This is a genomic window from Actinoplanes sp. NPDC020271 (assembly GCF_044388125.1).
In the GTDB taxonomy this organism is placed as follows: domain Bacteria; phylum Actinomycetota; class Actinomycetes; order Mycobacteriales; family Micromonosporaceae; genus Actinoplanes.
On the sequence record NZ_JBIRWQ010000011.1, the window covers coordinates 17485 to 30197 of the forward strand.

Genomic DNA, 12713 nt, shown 5'->3' on the forward strand with positions numbered 1-12713 from the left:
ATAGACCTTTTGCCGGAGGTCGCAGTGACTGTCTTCCCCGCCCGCCCTGCACTGCCCGTGCCCTCAGCCAACCGCGCACTGACGCCGGTCGGCCATGCGGCGCCTCCCGCAGCTCTCGAGCCGCGGTTGACGCCCATGGAGTGGGCCCGGCGCCGTCGCGCTGATCGTGACGCCCGTCGCATGGAAGCAGCCGGCGCACGTGCGCTGACCCGCCTCGACCGACTCGGGTCGGCCTGGCACATCGTGGACTGGCCGCGCGGCGACCTGTCCCAGTCGTACTACGAGCCCGACCCCGCCGATGAGCGGGCCGGATTCCTCGCCATCGGCCCCGGTGGCGTCTACGCCGTGACCGTCGCCGACCACGGCCGGTCCCGTGTCCTGATCGCCGGTGACGTCGTGCAGATCAACGGCAAGCGCCCGCAGTACGTGGCCGAGGCGCGTCGTGACGCGCGGCGCGCCGCGAAAGCGCTCTCCGCCGCGGTCGGCCTGAACGTGCCGGTCACCCCGGTCCTGACGTTCGTCGGTTCCGGCGTGATCAGCGTCCACGGCCTGCCGAAGGACTGCCTGGTCGCCACCGACAAAGAGCTCGACCGGCTGCTGCTCGCCGGAGGGGCTCGTATCTCCGCGGCCACGGCGAGCAAACTCTCAGCCGTAGCCAGCAATCCGGCCACCTGGGCGAACGCACCCTATCGGCCGGCCGGCGACTACCGTTGGTACAGCAACGGACAGACGGCCGCTGACAAGCGGCCGACCCGCCGGTAACGTTCCTTGCGACGCCGTCGTCGGTGACGCCCCGGTTTCCCGGGGCGTCACCCGGACGACGCGACGGAAGCGAGGAGGAGCGGGTGGCGCATGTTGAGCTCTCCCTCTCGGGAGCGTTCGTCCCCCAGGCACGCACACCGGCCGAGGCCGAATTCGTCACCAGCATCGAGCGCTGGGCAGGCACCGTGGCAATCGCCGACGAGCCATGCCTGATCGTCGACGCGGGTGGGGCGATCCTGGCCGTCTCCCCGTCCGGCAGTGACCTGCTCGGGCTGGGCAAGCCGACCGACGCGATCGGGAAAAGGCTGACCGCGACGCTGCAGCTGATCGACTTCACGGCCGGCGCCGGGCCGCTCGAGGGCCAGGAGGCGGAGAACATTCCGCCGCTGCTCGCGGTCCGCAGCGAGCGGCTGGCCCGGGGTCTGATGCGCGTGGTGCCGGATGCCGAGAAGCCGCCGCTGACGGTCGACGCCGTCGCCACACCGCTGCTGGCCGGTGACCGGGTCGCCGGTTCGCTGACCTTTCTCTCCCTGGTTCACTACTGACGTCCGGTTTGCCCGTGGCGGTGTGGTGTTCACCGCATCAGGTAACCATTGGGTGTTACCGATCCGTAACGTAGTCTGCCGTCATGCTCGATCTAGACCTGTTACCAGGGGAATACGCGGTGTGCCGCCTGTCGGCCGGTTCGTCCTTGCCCGCTTCCCTGACCTCGGGTCCGGACGACAAGAGCGTCATCTCGGTGACCTGGGGTGTCGACGAGATCTCGATCATCTGCCCGTCCGACCGGATACCGGACGGGGCCGAGACGGACACGGCGTGGCGATGTCTGCGCGTGGCCGGCCTGACCACCGCGATGACCGGGATCCTGGCCTCGCTCGTGGGGCCACTCGCGGATGCCCGAGTCAACATCGTCACGTTCTCCACGTATGACACGGACTATCTGCTGGTGCCGACGGTGCGACTGACCGAGGCGGTCAACACGCTCACCGCGGCCGGGCACCGCATCGCTCGTTCCTGATCTGGCACTGTCCGGGTAAGGCTCCTACCATGACCGGGTGTCCCCGCACACCCGCTTCATCCCCCTCGCTGTCGGCGCTCTCCTGCTGACGGCGGCCTGCGGTGCGCACGACGAGACCCCGCCCGTCGCGCTGCCCTCCGCCGCACTGCCCTCCGCCCCGAGCCCGCTGCCCTCGTTCGCCCTGCCGCCGCCGACGTTCACACCGGTCTCACCGGGTGGCGTGCCGACGACGACCTGGGTGCCGCCGACGTATGCGTATCCGACCGGCACGACGCCGACGGCCACGGCCACGAGCTCTCCGACCGCGGCCCCGCTGACCAAGTCGCCGACGCCGACGCCGGCGCACGCGGCCAAGTGCAGCGGTGAGCCGACCGGAGCGCAGATCCTGACACTGGTCAAAGGGCACGACGGCATCCCGAACAAGACGTTGCAGGTGCAGGACGGGCCGTTCTGCGCGGACACGTGGTCGTTCACGGTGCTGAGACTGGCCGGGGCCGGGACCGACGATCAGGAGCCGCTCAACGTGGTGGCCAGCGGGGCCGGCAGTTCGCTGACGTTCATCACGGCCGGGTCGGATGTGTGCAATCCGCAGGTGCAGACGAGCGCGCCGGCCGGCATCCGCGTCCTCGCCTGCGGCTTCTGAACAGGCGCAAGCGACAGCGTCACGCTGGGGGGACGGTTCGCCCCTAGACTGACGGGATGCCCGGAACGCCGCCCACCCGCTTCACCTTCCTCGGCCCTGAGGGGACGTTCACCGAGGCGGCCCTGCGCACCATCCCGGCCGCCGAGCACGGCGTGCGCCTGCCCGCCCGCAGTGTGCCGGAGGCGCTGGAGGCGGTCCGTTCCGGCGAGGCCGACGCCGCCCTGGTCCCGCTGGAGAACTCGGTCGGCGGCGCGATCCCGGTCACCCTGGACGAGCTGGTCACCGGCACCCCGCTGATGATCGCTCGGGAGGTGCTGCTGCCGGTCGAGTTCGTGCTCGCCGCCGATGTGCTGAAGCCGCTGGCCGGGCTCCGGACGATCGCGGCGCACCCGCAGGCCTCCGCGCAGTGCCGGCACTGGCTGCAGGCGAACGTGCCGGACGCGACCGTCGTCGACGTGCTCTCCAACGCCGCCGCCGCGCTCAGCGCAGCCGCCGGGGAGTACGACGCCGCCCTTTGCGCCCCGATCGGCGTCCCCCGCAACCGGCTCACCGTGCTCGCCGAGAAGGTGGCCGACCGCGCCGAGGCGGTCACCCGGTTCGCGCTGCTGACCCGGCCCGGCTCGCCGCCGCCACCGACCGGGGACGATGTGACCTCGCTGGCCGTGTCGGTCCGGCACGACCAGGTGGGCGCGCTGCTGGCGGTGCTGACCGAGCTGGCGGTCCGCGGGGTGAACCTGTCCCGGATCGAGTCGCGGCCGACCGGGGAGCAGCTCGGGACGTACTTCTTCTTCCTCGACTGCACCGGCCACGTCGCCGAGGCGCGTCTCGGGGAGGCGTTGCAGGGGTTGCGGCGGATCTGCGCGGAGGTGCGGTTCCTGGGCAGTTACGCCCGGCACCGCCTGCAGCCGGAGCCGCCGGTGCAGGCGCCGGCCGGGCTCTCCGACACCGACTTCGCGGACTCGTCGGCATGGTTGGCGCGCCTGCGCTCCGGCGAACCGGGCTGACCGCCCTCGGCCGGTTCTCGTGGGCGTTATTCGTCCCTCGTAACACCCATGGAAACCAGCTGGGACCCGCAGGCGCGGGCCTTCCGGGACCAACCGCGGACCTCGCGGCCGGGGTGACCGTGCCCACCCACGGACGTCGCCCTTCCGGGCTGAGCGTTCAGGGGCGCCCCGCGCCCCTGCTCAGCCCGGAAGGGTCCCCGCGGGAGCGACGGTCTTGACCACAGCGGAGACCGGCAATGACGATCTTGAAGTTGATCTTCGGATGAGGCTCAGCCCCAGCCCAGCTCGTGCAGGCGACGGTCGTCGATGCCGAAGTGGTGGGCGATCTCGTGGACCACGGTGATCGCGACCTCCTCGACCACGTCGTCGTCGGAGTCGCAGACGCGCAGCGTGGGCAGGCGGTAGATGGTGATCCGGTCGGGGAGGACGCCGGCGTAGTCCCAGCCGCGGTCGGTCAGCGCGGTGCCCTCGTAGAGGCCGAGCAGGCCGTCGTCGCCGTCCGGCGGGGCGTCCTCGACCAGGAAGACCACGTTGTTCATCAGGGAGAGCAGCTCGACCGGGACCTCGTCGAGGGCCTCACCGACGAGTTCCTCGAAGCGCTCACGAGTCATGTCCACCGGCACGACAACCATTGTGCCGCGCGAAAGGAACGCCGGCGTGGCCCGAGTGGACCGCGCCGGCGTGGATGAGGCGAGGATCAGGCGAGCTTGGCGGAGAGGCTGATCGCCGCGCCGGGGCTGAGCAGACGCGAGATCGGGCAGTTCTCCTTGGCGTCGGCGGCGATCTTCTGGAACGTGGCCTCGTCGATGCCGGGCACGTTGCCGACCGTCTCCAGCTCGATGCGGGACACGCCGAAGCCGGCGTCGGTCTTGTCCATGTGCACCTTGGCGACGGTCTCGACCGAGGACGGCGTGAAGCCCGCGTCGGCGAGACCCTTCGAGAAGGCCATCGAGAAGCAGCCGGAGTGGGCCGCGGCGATGAGCTCCTCGGGGTTGGTCCCCTCACCCTCCTCGAAGCGCGACTTGAAGGAGTAGTTCCCCTGCAGGCCACCCTTACCAGTCTTTACCGTGCCGGAACCCTCGGTGAGGTTCCCTTCCCAGCGGGCCGTAGCAGAACGAATAGGCATGAACAGAACGCTAGCTCATCCGAGGGCCGGTGCATCATGGATCACATGTCGGAAACGGTCGTCGAGTTCGGCTCGAGTGACAGCGAGAGCGAACGCCCGGGGTTCTTCCGCGGACTGAGCAGCGATCATCGGGTGGCACCGCTGGTCGCCGGGCTGGGCGCGGTGGCGGCGTTCGGGTCGCTGATCTCGGAGTGGCAGGTGACCACGGTCGACGGCCTGCTCTACGGGTCGGACGAGGTCGCCGAGACGAAGATGCTGCCGACCGACCTGTTCGACCTCGGGGGCGTCGCCGGGGCGTATGTGGCCGGCCTGCTCCTCCTGGTCATGGCGGTGCTGCTGGCAATTCTCGGGCCGGAGCCGGGGCGGCGGTACGCGCGGCTGGCCGGATTCGGGGCCGGTGGGGTGCTGCTCGCCCTGCTGGCCGCCTCGATCCAGTTGCTCGGGACGCAGAGCCGGCAGATCACCAGCTTCTACTCGATCGCGCTGGACACTGAGCATCTGAAGGTCGGGCTCGGCCGCGGGTTGTGGTGCGCGATCGCCGGGGTGGTGGCCGCGCTGGTCGCGCTCTGGCTGGCCGGGCGCGGGCCGGCCGGGCCACGGCGTGAGCGGGCGCAGACCGCGCCGCCCGAGGTGGACCAGCCGATGGACCTGAGCGTCACCCCGGCTGAGCCGTTCGCCTGACCGTGCGTAATGCGCGTGCGCTCGGTGGGGTATCTGCCGGTAGGCTCCACAGTCGTGATTGACCTGCGTCTGCTTCGTGAAGATCCGGAACTGGTCCGTGCGAGCCAGCGGCTGCGCGGCGAGTCCGCCGGCCTGGTGGACGACCTGCTGCGCGCCGACGAGGAGCGCCGGGCCGCCACGCAGCGGTTCGAGGCGGTCCGGGCCGAGCAGAACTCCATCGGCAAGCAGGTGGCGAAGGCCTCCGGGGACGAGCGGGCCGCGCTGCTGGCGCGCACCAAGGAACTGGCCGCCGAGGTGAAGGCGGCCAGCACCGCGGCGACCGAGGCCGACGAGGCGCTCAAGCGCGCCCACCTGGCCGTGCCGAACCTGGTCGAGCCGGGTGTCCCGGCCGGCGGCGAGGACGACTTCGAGGTGCTGCGCGAGGTCGGCACGATCCCGCAGATCGACAAGCCGCTCGATCACCTGGAGATCGGTGAGGCGCTGCGGGCGATCGACACCGAGCGGGGCGCGAAGGTGTCCGGCTCGCGGTTCTACTTCCTGACCGGGGTCGGCGCACTGCTGCAGTTGGGCCTGCTCCAGCTCGCTGTTCAGCAGGCGGTCGAGCACGGCTTCACCCCGTCGATCACGCCGACTCTGGTCCGGCCGGAGTCGATGGAGGGCACCGGCTTCCTCGGCGCGCACGCCAGCGAGATCTACCGGCTCGAGGCGGACGACCTGTACCTGGTCGGCACGTCGGAGGTGGCGCTCGCGGCGTACCACTCGAACGAGATCATCGACCTGAGCAACGGCCCGTCGCGGTTCGCCGGCTGGTCGACGTGTTACCGGCGGGAGGCCGGCTCGCACGGCAAGGACGTGCGCGGCATCCTGCGGGTCCACCAGTTCGACAAGGTGGAGATGTTCTCCTTCTGCAAGCCGGAGGACGCGCTCGCCGAGCACCAGCGCCTGCTCGCCATGGAGGAGGAGATGCTGGCCAAGGTCGAGATTCCGTACCGGGTGATCGACGTGGCCGCCGGTGATCTGGGCAGCAGCGCCGCCCGGAAGTACGACTGCGAGGCCTGGGTGCCGTCGCAGCAGCGGTACCGCGAGGTCACCTCGACGTCGAACTGCACCACGTTCCAGGCGCGCCGGCTCAACATCCGCTACCGCGACGAGAACGGCAAGCCGCAGACCGCCGCGACGCTCAACGGCACGCTCGCCACCACCCGCTGGCTGATCCCGATCCTGGAGAACCACCAGCAGCCGGACGGTTCGGTGCGGGTGCCGAAGGCGCTGCAGCCCTTCCTCGGCGGTCGCGACGTGCTGGAACCCAGCCGCTAACGATCTCGACATCACCCGGTCACCAGTTGTCATGGTCGCTGGTGGCCGGGCAGGAGTACCGTTCTCCTTCCGCCCTCCGCGGGGGTTCGCCAAACCCACGGAGGTTCCGATGCTCAAGCCCGGGCTGCCCAAGCTCATCGCCACGGATCTCGACGGCACGCTCGTCCGCAGCGACGAGACGGTTTCGGCGTACACGCATGAGGTGCTGGAGCGGGTCCGCGCGGCCGGCATCCGGGTCGTCGCCGCGACCGGCCGCGGCCCCCGGCTCGCGTCGCTGACCCGGGACGACATCCGGCACGCCGACTACCTGGTGCTCGCCCAGGGTGGCTGGGTGCTCGACCAGGCCGAGGGTCGATATCTGCGCCAGGCACGCCTGTCGGGAACGGTGCTGGCCGACGTGCTGGCCCGGATCGAGTCGGCAGCCGGCCCGCTCTCGGTGATCTTCGAGGCGCTGGAGCACGACGATTCCCCGCTCTGGGGGGACTACGACCCGACCTGGCGATACCCGGTCGCCTTCGAGTCACGCGAGCGCGCCGACTGCCTGACCGGGGACGTGATCAAGGCGTTCGCCCGTTCGGCCAAGCTGGACGTGGACGAGCTGCTGGCGGTCGCCCGCCGGGTCGTCCCGGCCGACGTGGCCACCGTCACCCAGGCCGGTCTGGACTATCTGGAGATCTGCCCGGCGCACGTCGACAAGGGCACCGGTCTCGCCGTGGTCGCCGAGGCGGTCGGCGTCGACCCGGCGGACGTGCTGGTTTTCGGGGACATGCCCAACGACCTGTCGATGTTCGGCTGGGCCGGCTGGGGGCGGGTCGCGGTCGCCAACGCACACCCCGAGCTGCTCGCCCTCGCCGACGATGTGACGCTGACCAACGATCAGGACGGGGTGGCGGTGTATCTGGAGCGGCTATTGTCGAGGTGATGGCACCCTGGCGACTTGTAGCAACCGATATCGACGGCACCTTGATCGACGACGACCGCAAGCTCAGCCGGCGGACCATCGACGTGCTGACCGCCGTCCCGGCCCCGGTCGTGCTGGTCACCGGGCGGCCGCTGCGCTGGCTGGAGGATCTCTACGACCAGCTGCCGGAACGGTTGCCGGCGGTGTGCGCGAACGGTGCGGTGATCTACGACCCGCACGCCGACGAGGTGCTGCGCGCCGACCCGATCTCCTGCGAGGTGCTGCTCGACGTCACCGAGCGGCTGCGGGACGCGGTGCCCGACCTGTCGCTGGCGGTCGAGATCGAGGACGGGCGGACCTTCCGGCACGAGTCGACATGGCCGATCCGGTGGACCGATCATCGGGTCCGGGTGATCGCCACGCCCGAGGAGCTGACCGCCGAGCCCGCGGTAAAACTGCTGGCCCGGTCGGCCACGGCGGATCCGGACGATTTCCTCGAGCTGGTCAGCCAGGCCCTCGGCGGGGTGGCCGAGGCGACCCGATCGTCGTCGTCGGCGCTGGTGGAGATCTCCGCGGCCGGGGTGACGAAAGCCGCGGGGCTCGCGTGGTTCTGCGAGCGGGACGGCATCACCGCGGACCAGGTGGTCGCGTTCGGGGACATGCCCAACGACATTCCGATGCTGGCGTGGGCCGGGCGGGCGGTCGCGATGGGGAACGCGCACCCGGCGGTGCGCGCGGTCGCCGACGACGTGACGCTTACCAACGTCGAGGACGGCGTTGCGGTCTACCTGCAAAAAGCTTTCGACCTTTAAACCCGGTCCTCCCGTACGGCCGATGCCGCGCGCTTGCGTCGGATCCGTCGCGGGGTCCGCTTCCGGCGCGGTTGGTGCCGCTCACGTTCCCGGCGGGTTCTCACCATGGATCCAGGCCTTCTTTACCACGGTGAGAGCCAGCCGGGGGCGGTGACTCGCGGGGCGGGCCGGAGTGGCAGCGGCCTCGCGGGGTTCGCACGGGCGCCGCCACACGACGTACCGGAAAGCGGTTTTCAGAGGTATTGGCCGGTGGGGCGGTCCGGCTTGCCGGGGATGCCCATGGGGAGCGCCGGACGGCCCTGACCGCCGCGGATCTGCTCCAGCTGCAGGCGGGCGGCCATCTGCTGGGCGACGAGCGCGGCCTGGATGCCGTGGAACAGCCCCTCCAGCCAGCCGACCAGCTGCGCCTGGGCGATGCGCAACTCGGCCTCGCTCGGCGGAGTCTCGCCCTCGAACGGCAGGGACAGCCGCTCCAGCTCCTCGCGCAGCTCAGGGGCCAGACCGTCCTCCAACTCCTTGATCGAACGCTCGTGGATCTCCCGCAGCCGACCGCGGCTGGCCTCGTCGAGCGGAGCGGCCCGGACCTCCTCGAGCAGCTGCTTGATCATGCTGCCGACGCGCATGACCTTCGCCGGCTGCTCGATGAGGTTGCCCGGCTCCTCCGGGCTCATCGTGCCGTCCTCCTCGATGGTGCCCATCGGGCGACCGTCGGGGCCCATGACGATGACGGTGCCGTCGTCCTTGTGCTCGGTGGTGCGGGTTTCCTCGGTCATGCGAACCATCTTTGCGCACTGGTTCCAAAGGTGCTCGTGAGGTCAGGCCTGTCCGGGACGCAATTCCGCGACGGCACACTTGACGCTGCCGCCGCCGCGCTTGAGCTCGGAGAGATCCACGTGGACCGGCTGGTATCCGGCGGCGCGGACCTTACGGCCCATGGCGATCGCGTCGGTGTTCAGGATCACGTGCCGGCCGTCGCTGACCAGGTTCAGCCCGAACGCCTCGGCGTCGGAGCGGTCGGCGAGCACGGCGTCCGGGAAGAGCTGGGCCAGCACCCGGCGGGAGGCCTCCGAGAACGCCTCCGGGTAGTACGTGACATGGCGGTCGTCGAGCGCGGCCAGCGCGGTGTCCAGGTGATAGAAGGCCGGGTCGACCAGCCGCAGCGAGATCACCGGGCGGCCCAGCACCTCCTGCGCCTCGGCGTGCGCGGCCGGGTCGGTGCGGAAACCATAACCGGCAAGGACAATTCCCCCGTACGCCGCGGGAAGGTACGCGAAGTCGCCCTCGCCCTCGTTCACGTGCTCGGGAGCCACGAACCTCCAGGCGCCCGCGGTGTCGTAGAACGCCTGATGCGCCACGGCCTCGTCGGCGCGCTGCGGATAGCGGAAGCGGGCGCCGTAGACGGTGCCGTCGACGGAGAACGCGCCGTTCGCCGAGTAGACCATGTCCGGCAGGCCCGGACGGGCGTCCAGCACGTGCACCACGTGACCGAGATTGACCAGGGTGGTGCGGAGCGACTCCCACTGCCGCACGGCCCGGGCGGCGTCCACCGCGACGGAGGTGTCCATCCACGGGTTGATCGCGTACTCAACCGTGAAATGCTGCGGAGGACACATCAGATATGTCCGGGTTCGTGGCGATCGCTCCAACTGGCTCATGAGGTTTTAGCGTAGGTAGGCTGCGGTGCAGCAAACAGCTCGAAATCTTGCCTTCCGGAGGCGAATCGTTGCAGATGGACGCCGTCGACCAGCGAATCATTGCGTTGCTCGTGGCGGACGCCCGCGCTTCGTATGCCGAGATCGGCGCGAAGGTGTCGCTCTCCGCCCCAGCCGTCAAACGCCGGGTGGACCGGCTGCGGTCAGCCGGGGTGATCAAGGGATTCACCGCGGTGATCGAGCCGGCCGCGGTGGGGTGGACGACCGAGGCGTTCGTGGAGCTGTTTTGCACCGGGCGGACCACCCCGGCGCAGATCACCGTGGCTACGCGGCGACACCCCGAGGTGGTGGGGGCGTACACGGTATCCGGGCAGGCGGATGCGCTTGTGCACCTGCGCGCGGCCGATATCGGTCACCTGGAGCAGGCGCTGGAACGGCTGCGGGCCGAACCGTTCGTGACGTCGACCCGGAGCATGGTGGTGCTGTCCCGGTTGGTGGAGACGCCGACTGCGGTGCTGCCGTCGCTGCCGGACTGAGCACGGGCCGGATGCGCGCTCGTGCCCGCGGCGGCCGGGCGCGGCGGTGGGAGCGGCACGCGCTCGTGCCACGGTCGGCTGGGCGTCGCGGTCCGACCGGCACGCGCTCGTGCCACGGTCGGCTGGGCGTCGCGGTCCGACCGGCACGCGCTCGCACCCGGACGGGCCGGCGCCGTGCCCATGAAGTGCGCGGCTCCGGCCGTACCAGATCGGATTTCCGGTTTTTGTGATCGTCAGAGGTACATGCCGGTGCGGTGATCGCCGTCGCTCTTCGGGGCGGACGGCTTGTCCCCCTCGCCGAAGAAGCGCTTGCCACCGAACTCGCCGTGCAACCGATCGTCGAGCTCGTCGGCAAGACCGGTCATGACCTGCACCGCGAGCATCAGGTGGACGGCCTGGAAGTTGCGGCCGAAGACCGGGATCGACGCCCAGACCGTGTCCTGCGCGCAGTAGAGCCGGCCGATCGGCATCCGGTTGGTCAGCTCGGACAGCTTCACGTAGAGCTGCTCGGTCGGCTCGACCTCGGTCAGGATCGGCGAGAAGACGTCGACCAGCGGCGGGTTGTCCCGAACCCGGACGAACACCATCGCCGAGCCGGCCCGGATGCCGACATCCCCGTCCGCGTCGACCTGGAGCTGATCCACGGTGGTCTTCGACATGGTGGCGATGACCGTGCGGACCCGCTCGTCGAGCGGCACCTCGTCGCCGACGACCTCGGCCAGCAGCTCTTCCTCGGTCAGCTCGGTGCCGTCGGCGCCCACCAGCTCCAGCCCGGCCTCGAGCCGCGCGGTGGCCAGCGGGGCGGTCTCGATCGGCTCGTCCTCCTCGTCGTGCACGAGGTAGACCAGGAACGCCGGGTGCGGCGCGCCGTAGATGTCCCGCAGAGTGCGGGAGATCGTCGCGGCCAGAGCGATCGCCTTGGACTGCTCCGAACGCAAGCCGAACGCATCCCGCGAACCGGCCAGCACGCCGGGCGGGGACCAGCCGAGCGCCACCATGTCGGCGACCGTGGCCCGATCCATCCGGAACTCGGCCGGCAGCGCGGCATTGCCCACGGCGAGCGCCTCGATCACACCGGCCGGGAGGACCCGGGCGCTGACCGAGTAGACCGCGGTGCCGGTGCCGGACGCCGTCGGGTCCAGCGTCAGATCGATCTGAGCACCGGACGGCAGGCTGGACAGCAAGCCGGCCAGGGCGCCGGCGAACTCCCGCCACGCCTCGGTGACCTTGGCCCGTAGATCTGCCGTGGTCGGTTCGTCGAGCAACACGCTTTCGGGCGTGTCGCCCGCCGGGCTCTCTGCCGTCATGATCGCACCTCCGTCCCCGTCACCCTATCGAGAGCGGCTGCACTGTAAACGCCCGTCTCGCGTTCACTTCTCGGCCGGAGACTTCTCCCAGCTCAGGGCAAGGGCGACGACTCGCTCGGCGACATCCGCCGGATCCGCCCCACGACCCACGGCGAGGCCCATGAGGTACGCCGTGACGGGCGCCCCGGGCCGCACCACGTTGTGAGCGACGTCCCGCGCCATGTCCAGCACCGTCGTGACGGCCACGTCGTCGCGCGGGACACCCAGCTCGGCGCTCGCCGCGGTGACCCAGCGGTCCAGCTCGCTCATCGTGCCCACTCCTCGGCCGTACGCAAGTCGTCGTCGGTGTCGCAGTCGAACCAGGGCGGCGGGCCGGGACGGCGCCACGACACCTCGGCGACGCGCAACTCGGCGATCAGCTCCCGGACGGGCGCGCCGTGCAGGCCGCCCCGCTTGGCGGCGAGCCGCTCGATCGCCGCGCGCAGCGCCGTCGTCCGCCACACGCCGCACAGGATCTGCAGCCGCCCGTCGGTGTCCCGGTAGACCGCGCCCTCCATCGGCGCCGACTCCATCGTCAGCCGCAGCACGTCGATCGCCTCACCGGTCAGGAACGGCAAGTCGGCGGCGAGCAGCGCGGTGTAGGCGATGGTCGACGGCACCAGCGCGAGACCGGCCGCAGCCGCCGCGACCGGGCCGCCACCGGGTGGCTCCTCACGGGTCACGTGCACCGGAACGGGCAGGTCGGAGGTGACCCGGCCGACGACGACACGCGGGTCGGCGTCGTGCACGGCGGCCAGGACCCGGGTCAGCATCGACTGGCCGGCGACAGCCAGCGTCGGCTTGTCCGCACCACCCATTCGCCGCGCCGCACCACCGGCCAGGACCACCGCCGCAAATCCCCCCACGTGAGTACCGTATCCCGAGCGGCTGCCGGGCGTGTCCACGCGCCTTGGT

General features: G+C 70.7%; 17 protein-coding genes. 10 read left to right on the forward strand and 7 right to left on the reverse strand.

Annotated elements, in window-relative coordinates; translation table 11 throughout:
• Positions 1–24 precede the first annotated feature (24 nt).
• The 5 genes from ACH442_RS23860 (at position 25) to pheA (ending at position 3427) form a co-directional block, all read left to right on the forward strand.
• Positions 25–762 carry a hypothetical protein gene (locus ACH442_RS23860; RefSeq protein WP_396340303.1) on the forward strand — a complete coding sequence of 246 codons (738 nt, stop codon included), beginning with the start codon at positions 25–27 and terminating at the stop codon, positions 760–762.
• Between the two features lie 83 nt (positions 763–845).
• Positions 846–1307, forward strand: a complete 462-nt coding sequence (locus ACH442_RS23865) for a hypothetical protein (RefSeq protein ID WP_396340304.1) — start codon at positions 846–848, stop codon at positions 1305–1307.
• Positions 1308–1390: 83 nt separating this feature from the next.
• A complete protein-coding gene (locus tag ACH442_RS23870) occupies positions 1391–1780 on the forward strand; it encodes an ACT domain-containing protein (RefSeq protein WP_396340305.1) in 390 nt (129 codons plus the stop codon).
• A gap of 37 nt (positions 1781–1817) precedes the next feature.
• Positions 1818–2423 (forward strand): hypothetical protein, encoded by a 606-nt coding sequence (locus tag ACH442_RS23875; RefSeq protein WP_396340306.1) that lies wholly within the window; start codon positions 1818–1820, stop codon positions 2421–2423.
• A 56-nt stretch (positions 2424–2479) separates the two neighbouring features.
• Positions 2480–3427, forward strand: coding sequence for a prephenate dehydratase (gene pheA / locus ACH442_RS23880; RefSeq protein WP_396340307.1), 948 nt, complete (start codon positions 2480–2482; stop codon positions 3425–3427).
• Between the two features lie 269 nt (positions 3428–3696).
• On the opposite strand, the gene ACH442_RS23885 is transcribed toward pheA, so the two are convergent.
• Both ACH442_RS23885 and ACH442_RS23890 read right to left on the reverse strand, forming a co-directional pair.
• Complete coding sequence (locus tag ACH442_RS23885; RefSeq protein ID WP_396340520.1) at positions 3697–4044, reverse strand: metallopeptidase family protein; 348 nt, start codon at positions 4042–4044, stop codon at positions 3697–3699.
• A gap of 80 nt (positions 4045–4124) precedes the next feature.
• Positions 4125–4553 (reverse strand): OsmC family protein, encoded by a 429-nt coding sequence (locus ACH442_RS23890; protein ID WP_396340308.1) that lies wholly within the window; start codon positions 4551–4553, stop codon positions 4125–4127.
• Between the two features lie 45 nt (positions 4554–4598).
• Here ACH442_RS23890 and ACH442_RS23895 point away from each other — a divergent pair, with 45 nt between their 5' ends.
• From ACH442_RS23895 to ACH442_RS23910, 4 genes are all read left to right on the forward strand, one after another.
• Positions 4599–5234: a hypothetical protein gene (locus tag ACH442_RS23895; protein ID WP_396340309.1), complete on the forward strand. Its 636-nt coding sequence runs from the start codon at positions 4599–4601 to the stop codon at positions 5232–5234.
• Between the two features lie 54 nt (positions 5235–5288).
• Positions 5289–6551, forward strand: coding sequence for a serine--tRNA ligase (gene serS, locus ACH442_RS23900; protein WP_396340310.1), 1263 nt, complete (start codon positions 5289–5291; stop codon positions 6549–6551).
• Positions 6552–6660: 109 nt separating this feature from the next.
• A complete protein-coding gene (locus tag ACH442_RS23905; protein ID WP_396340311.1) occupies positions 6661–7473 on the forward strand; it encodes a Cof-type HAD-IIB family hydrolase in 813 nt (270 codons plus the stop codon).
• The gene (locus tag ACH442_RS23910; RefSeq protein ID WP_396340312.1) at positions 7473–8264 is read left to right on the forward strand and encodes a Cof-type HAD-IIB family hydrolase; all 792 of its coding nucleotides are present in this window, start codon (positions 7473–7475) and stop codon (positions 8262–8264) included. Before ACH442_RS23905 ends, ACH442_RS23910 begins: the two co-directional genes overlap by 1 nt.
• 233 nt (positions 8265–8497) lie before the next feature.
• Here ACH442_RS23910 and ACH442_RS23915 read toward each other — a convergent pair whose 3' ends face one another.
• Both ACH442_RS23915 and ddaH read right to left on the reverse strand, forming a co-directional pair.
• A complete protein-coding gene (locus ACH442_RS23915) occupies positions 8498–9037 on the reverse strand; it encodes a bacterial proteasome activator family protein (RefSeq protein WP_396340313.1) in 540 nt (179 codons plus the stop codon).
• Positions 9038–9079: 42 nt separating this feature from the next.
• Entirely contained in the window at positions 9080–9919 is an 840-nt protein-coding gene (ddaH, locus tag ACH442_RS23920) for a dimethylargininase (RefSeq protein WP_396340314.1), read from the reverse strand.
• 68 nt (positions 9920–9987) lie between these two features.
• On the opposite strand from ddaH, the gene ACH442_RS23925 reads away from it, so the two are divergent.
• Positions 9988–10452, forward strand: a complete 465-nt coding sequence (locus ACH442_RS23925; protein ID WP_396340315.1) for an Lrp/AsnC family transcriptional regulator — start codon at positions 9988–9990, stop codon at positions 10450–10452.
• Between the two features lie 233 nt (positions 10453–10685).
• Here ACH442_RS23925 and ACH442_RS23930 read toward each other — a convergent pair whose 3' ends face one another.
• From ACH442_RS23930 to ACH442_RS23940, 3 genes are all read right to left on the reverse strand, one after another.
• Positions 10686–11759 (reverse strand): T3SS (YopN, CesT) and YbjN peptide-binding chaperone 1, encoded by a 1074-nt coding sequence (locus ACH442_RS23930; protein WP_396340316.1) that lies wholly within the window; start codon positions 11757–11759, stop codon positions 10686–10688.
• 63 nt (positions 11760–11822) lie between these two features.
• Complete coding sequence (locus ACH442_RS23935; protein WP_396340317.1) at positions 11823–12068, reverse strand: DUF6457 domain-containing protein; 246 nt, start codon at positions 12066–12068, stop codon at positions 11823–11825.
• On the reverse strand, positions 12065–12646 hold the full coding sequence (locus tag ACH442_RS23940) for a molybdenum cofactor guanylyltransferase (protein WP_396340521.1): 582 nt from the start codon (positions 12644–12646) through the stop codon (positions 12065–12067). Before ACH442_RS23940 ends, ACH442_RS23935 begins: the two co-directional genes overlap by 4 nt.
• Positions 12647–12713 lie beyond the last annotated feature (67 nt).

Coding starts and splice junctions, on each gene's coding strand:
- ACH442_RS23870 (WP_396340305.1), top strand. CDS start 1,391: ATGCTCGATCTAGACCTGTTACCAGGGGAATACGCGGTGTGCCGCCTG.
- pheA (WP_396340307.1), top strand. CDS start 2,480: ATGCCCGGAACGCCGCCCACCCGCTTCACCTTCCTCGGCCCTGAGGGG.
- ACH442_RS23890 (WP_396340308.1), bottom strand. CDS start 4,553: ATGCCTATTCGTTCTGCTACGGCCCGCTGGGAAGGGAACCTCACCGAG.
- ACH442_RS23895 (WP_396340309.1), top strand. CDS start 4,599: ATGTCGGAAACGGTCGTCGAGTTCGGCTCGAGTGACAGCGAGAGCGAA.
- ACH442_RS23905 (WP_396340311.1), top strand. CDS start 6,661: ATGCTCAAGCCCGGGCTGCCCAAGCTCATCGCCACGGATCTCGACGGC.
- ACH442_RS23910 (WP_396340312.1), top strand. CDS start 7,473: ATGGCACCCTGGCGACTTGTAGCAACCGATATCGACGGCACCTTGATC.
- ACH442_RS23915 (WP_396340313.1), bottom strand. CDS start 9,037: ATGACCGAGGAAACCCGCACCACCGAGCACAAGGACGACGGCACCGTC.
- ddaH (WP_396340314.1), bottom strand. CDS start 9,919: ATGAGCCAGTTGGAGCGATCGCCACGAACCCGGACATATCTGATGTGT.
- ACH442_RS23930 (WP_396340316.1), bottom strand. CDS start 11,759: ATGACGGCAGAGAGCCCGGCGGGCGACACGCCCGAAAGCGTGTTGCTC.
- ACH442_RS23935 (WP_396340317.1), bottom strand. CDS start 12,068: ATGAGCGAGCTGGACCGCTGGGTCACCGCGGCGAGCGCCGAGCTGGGT.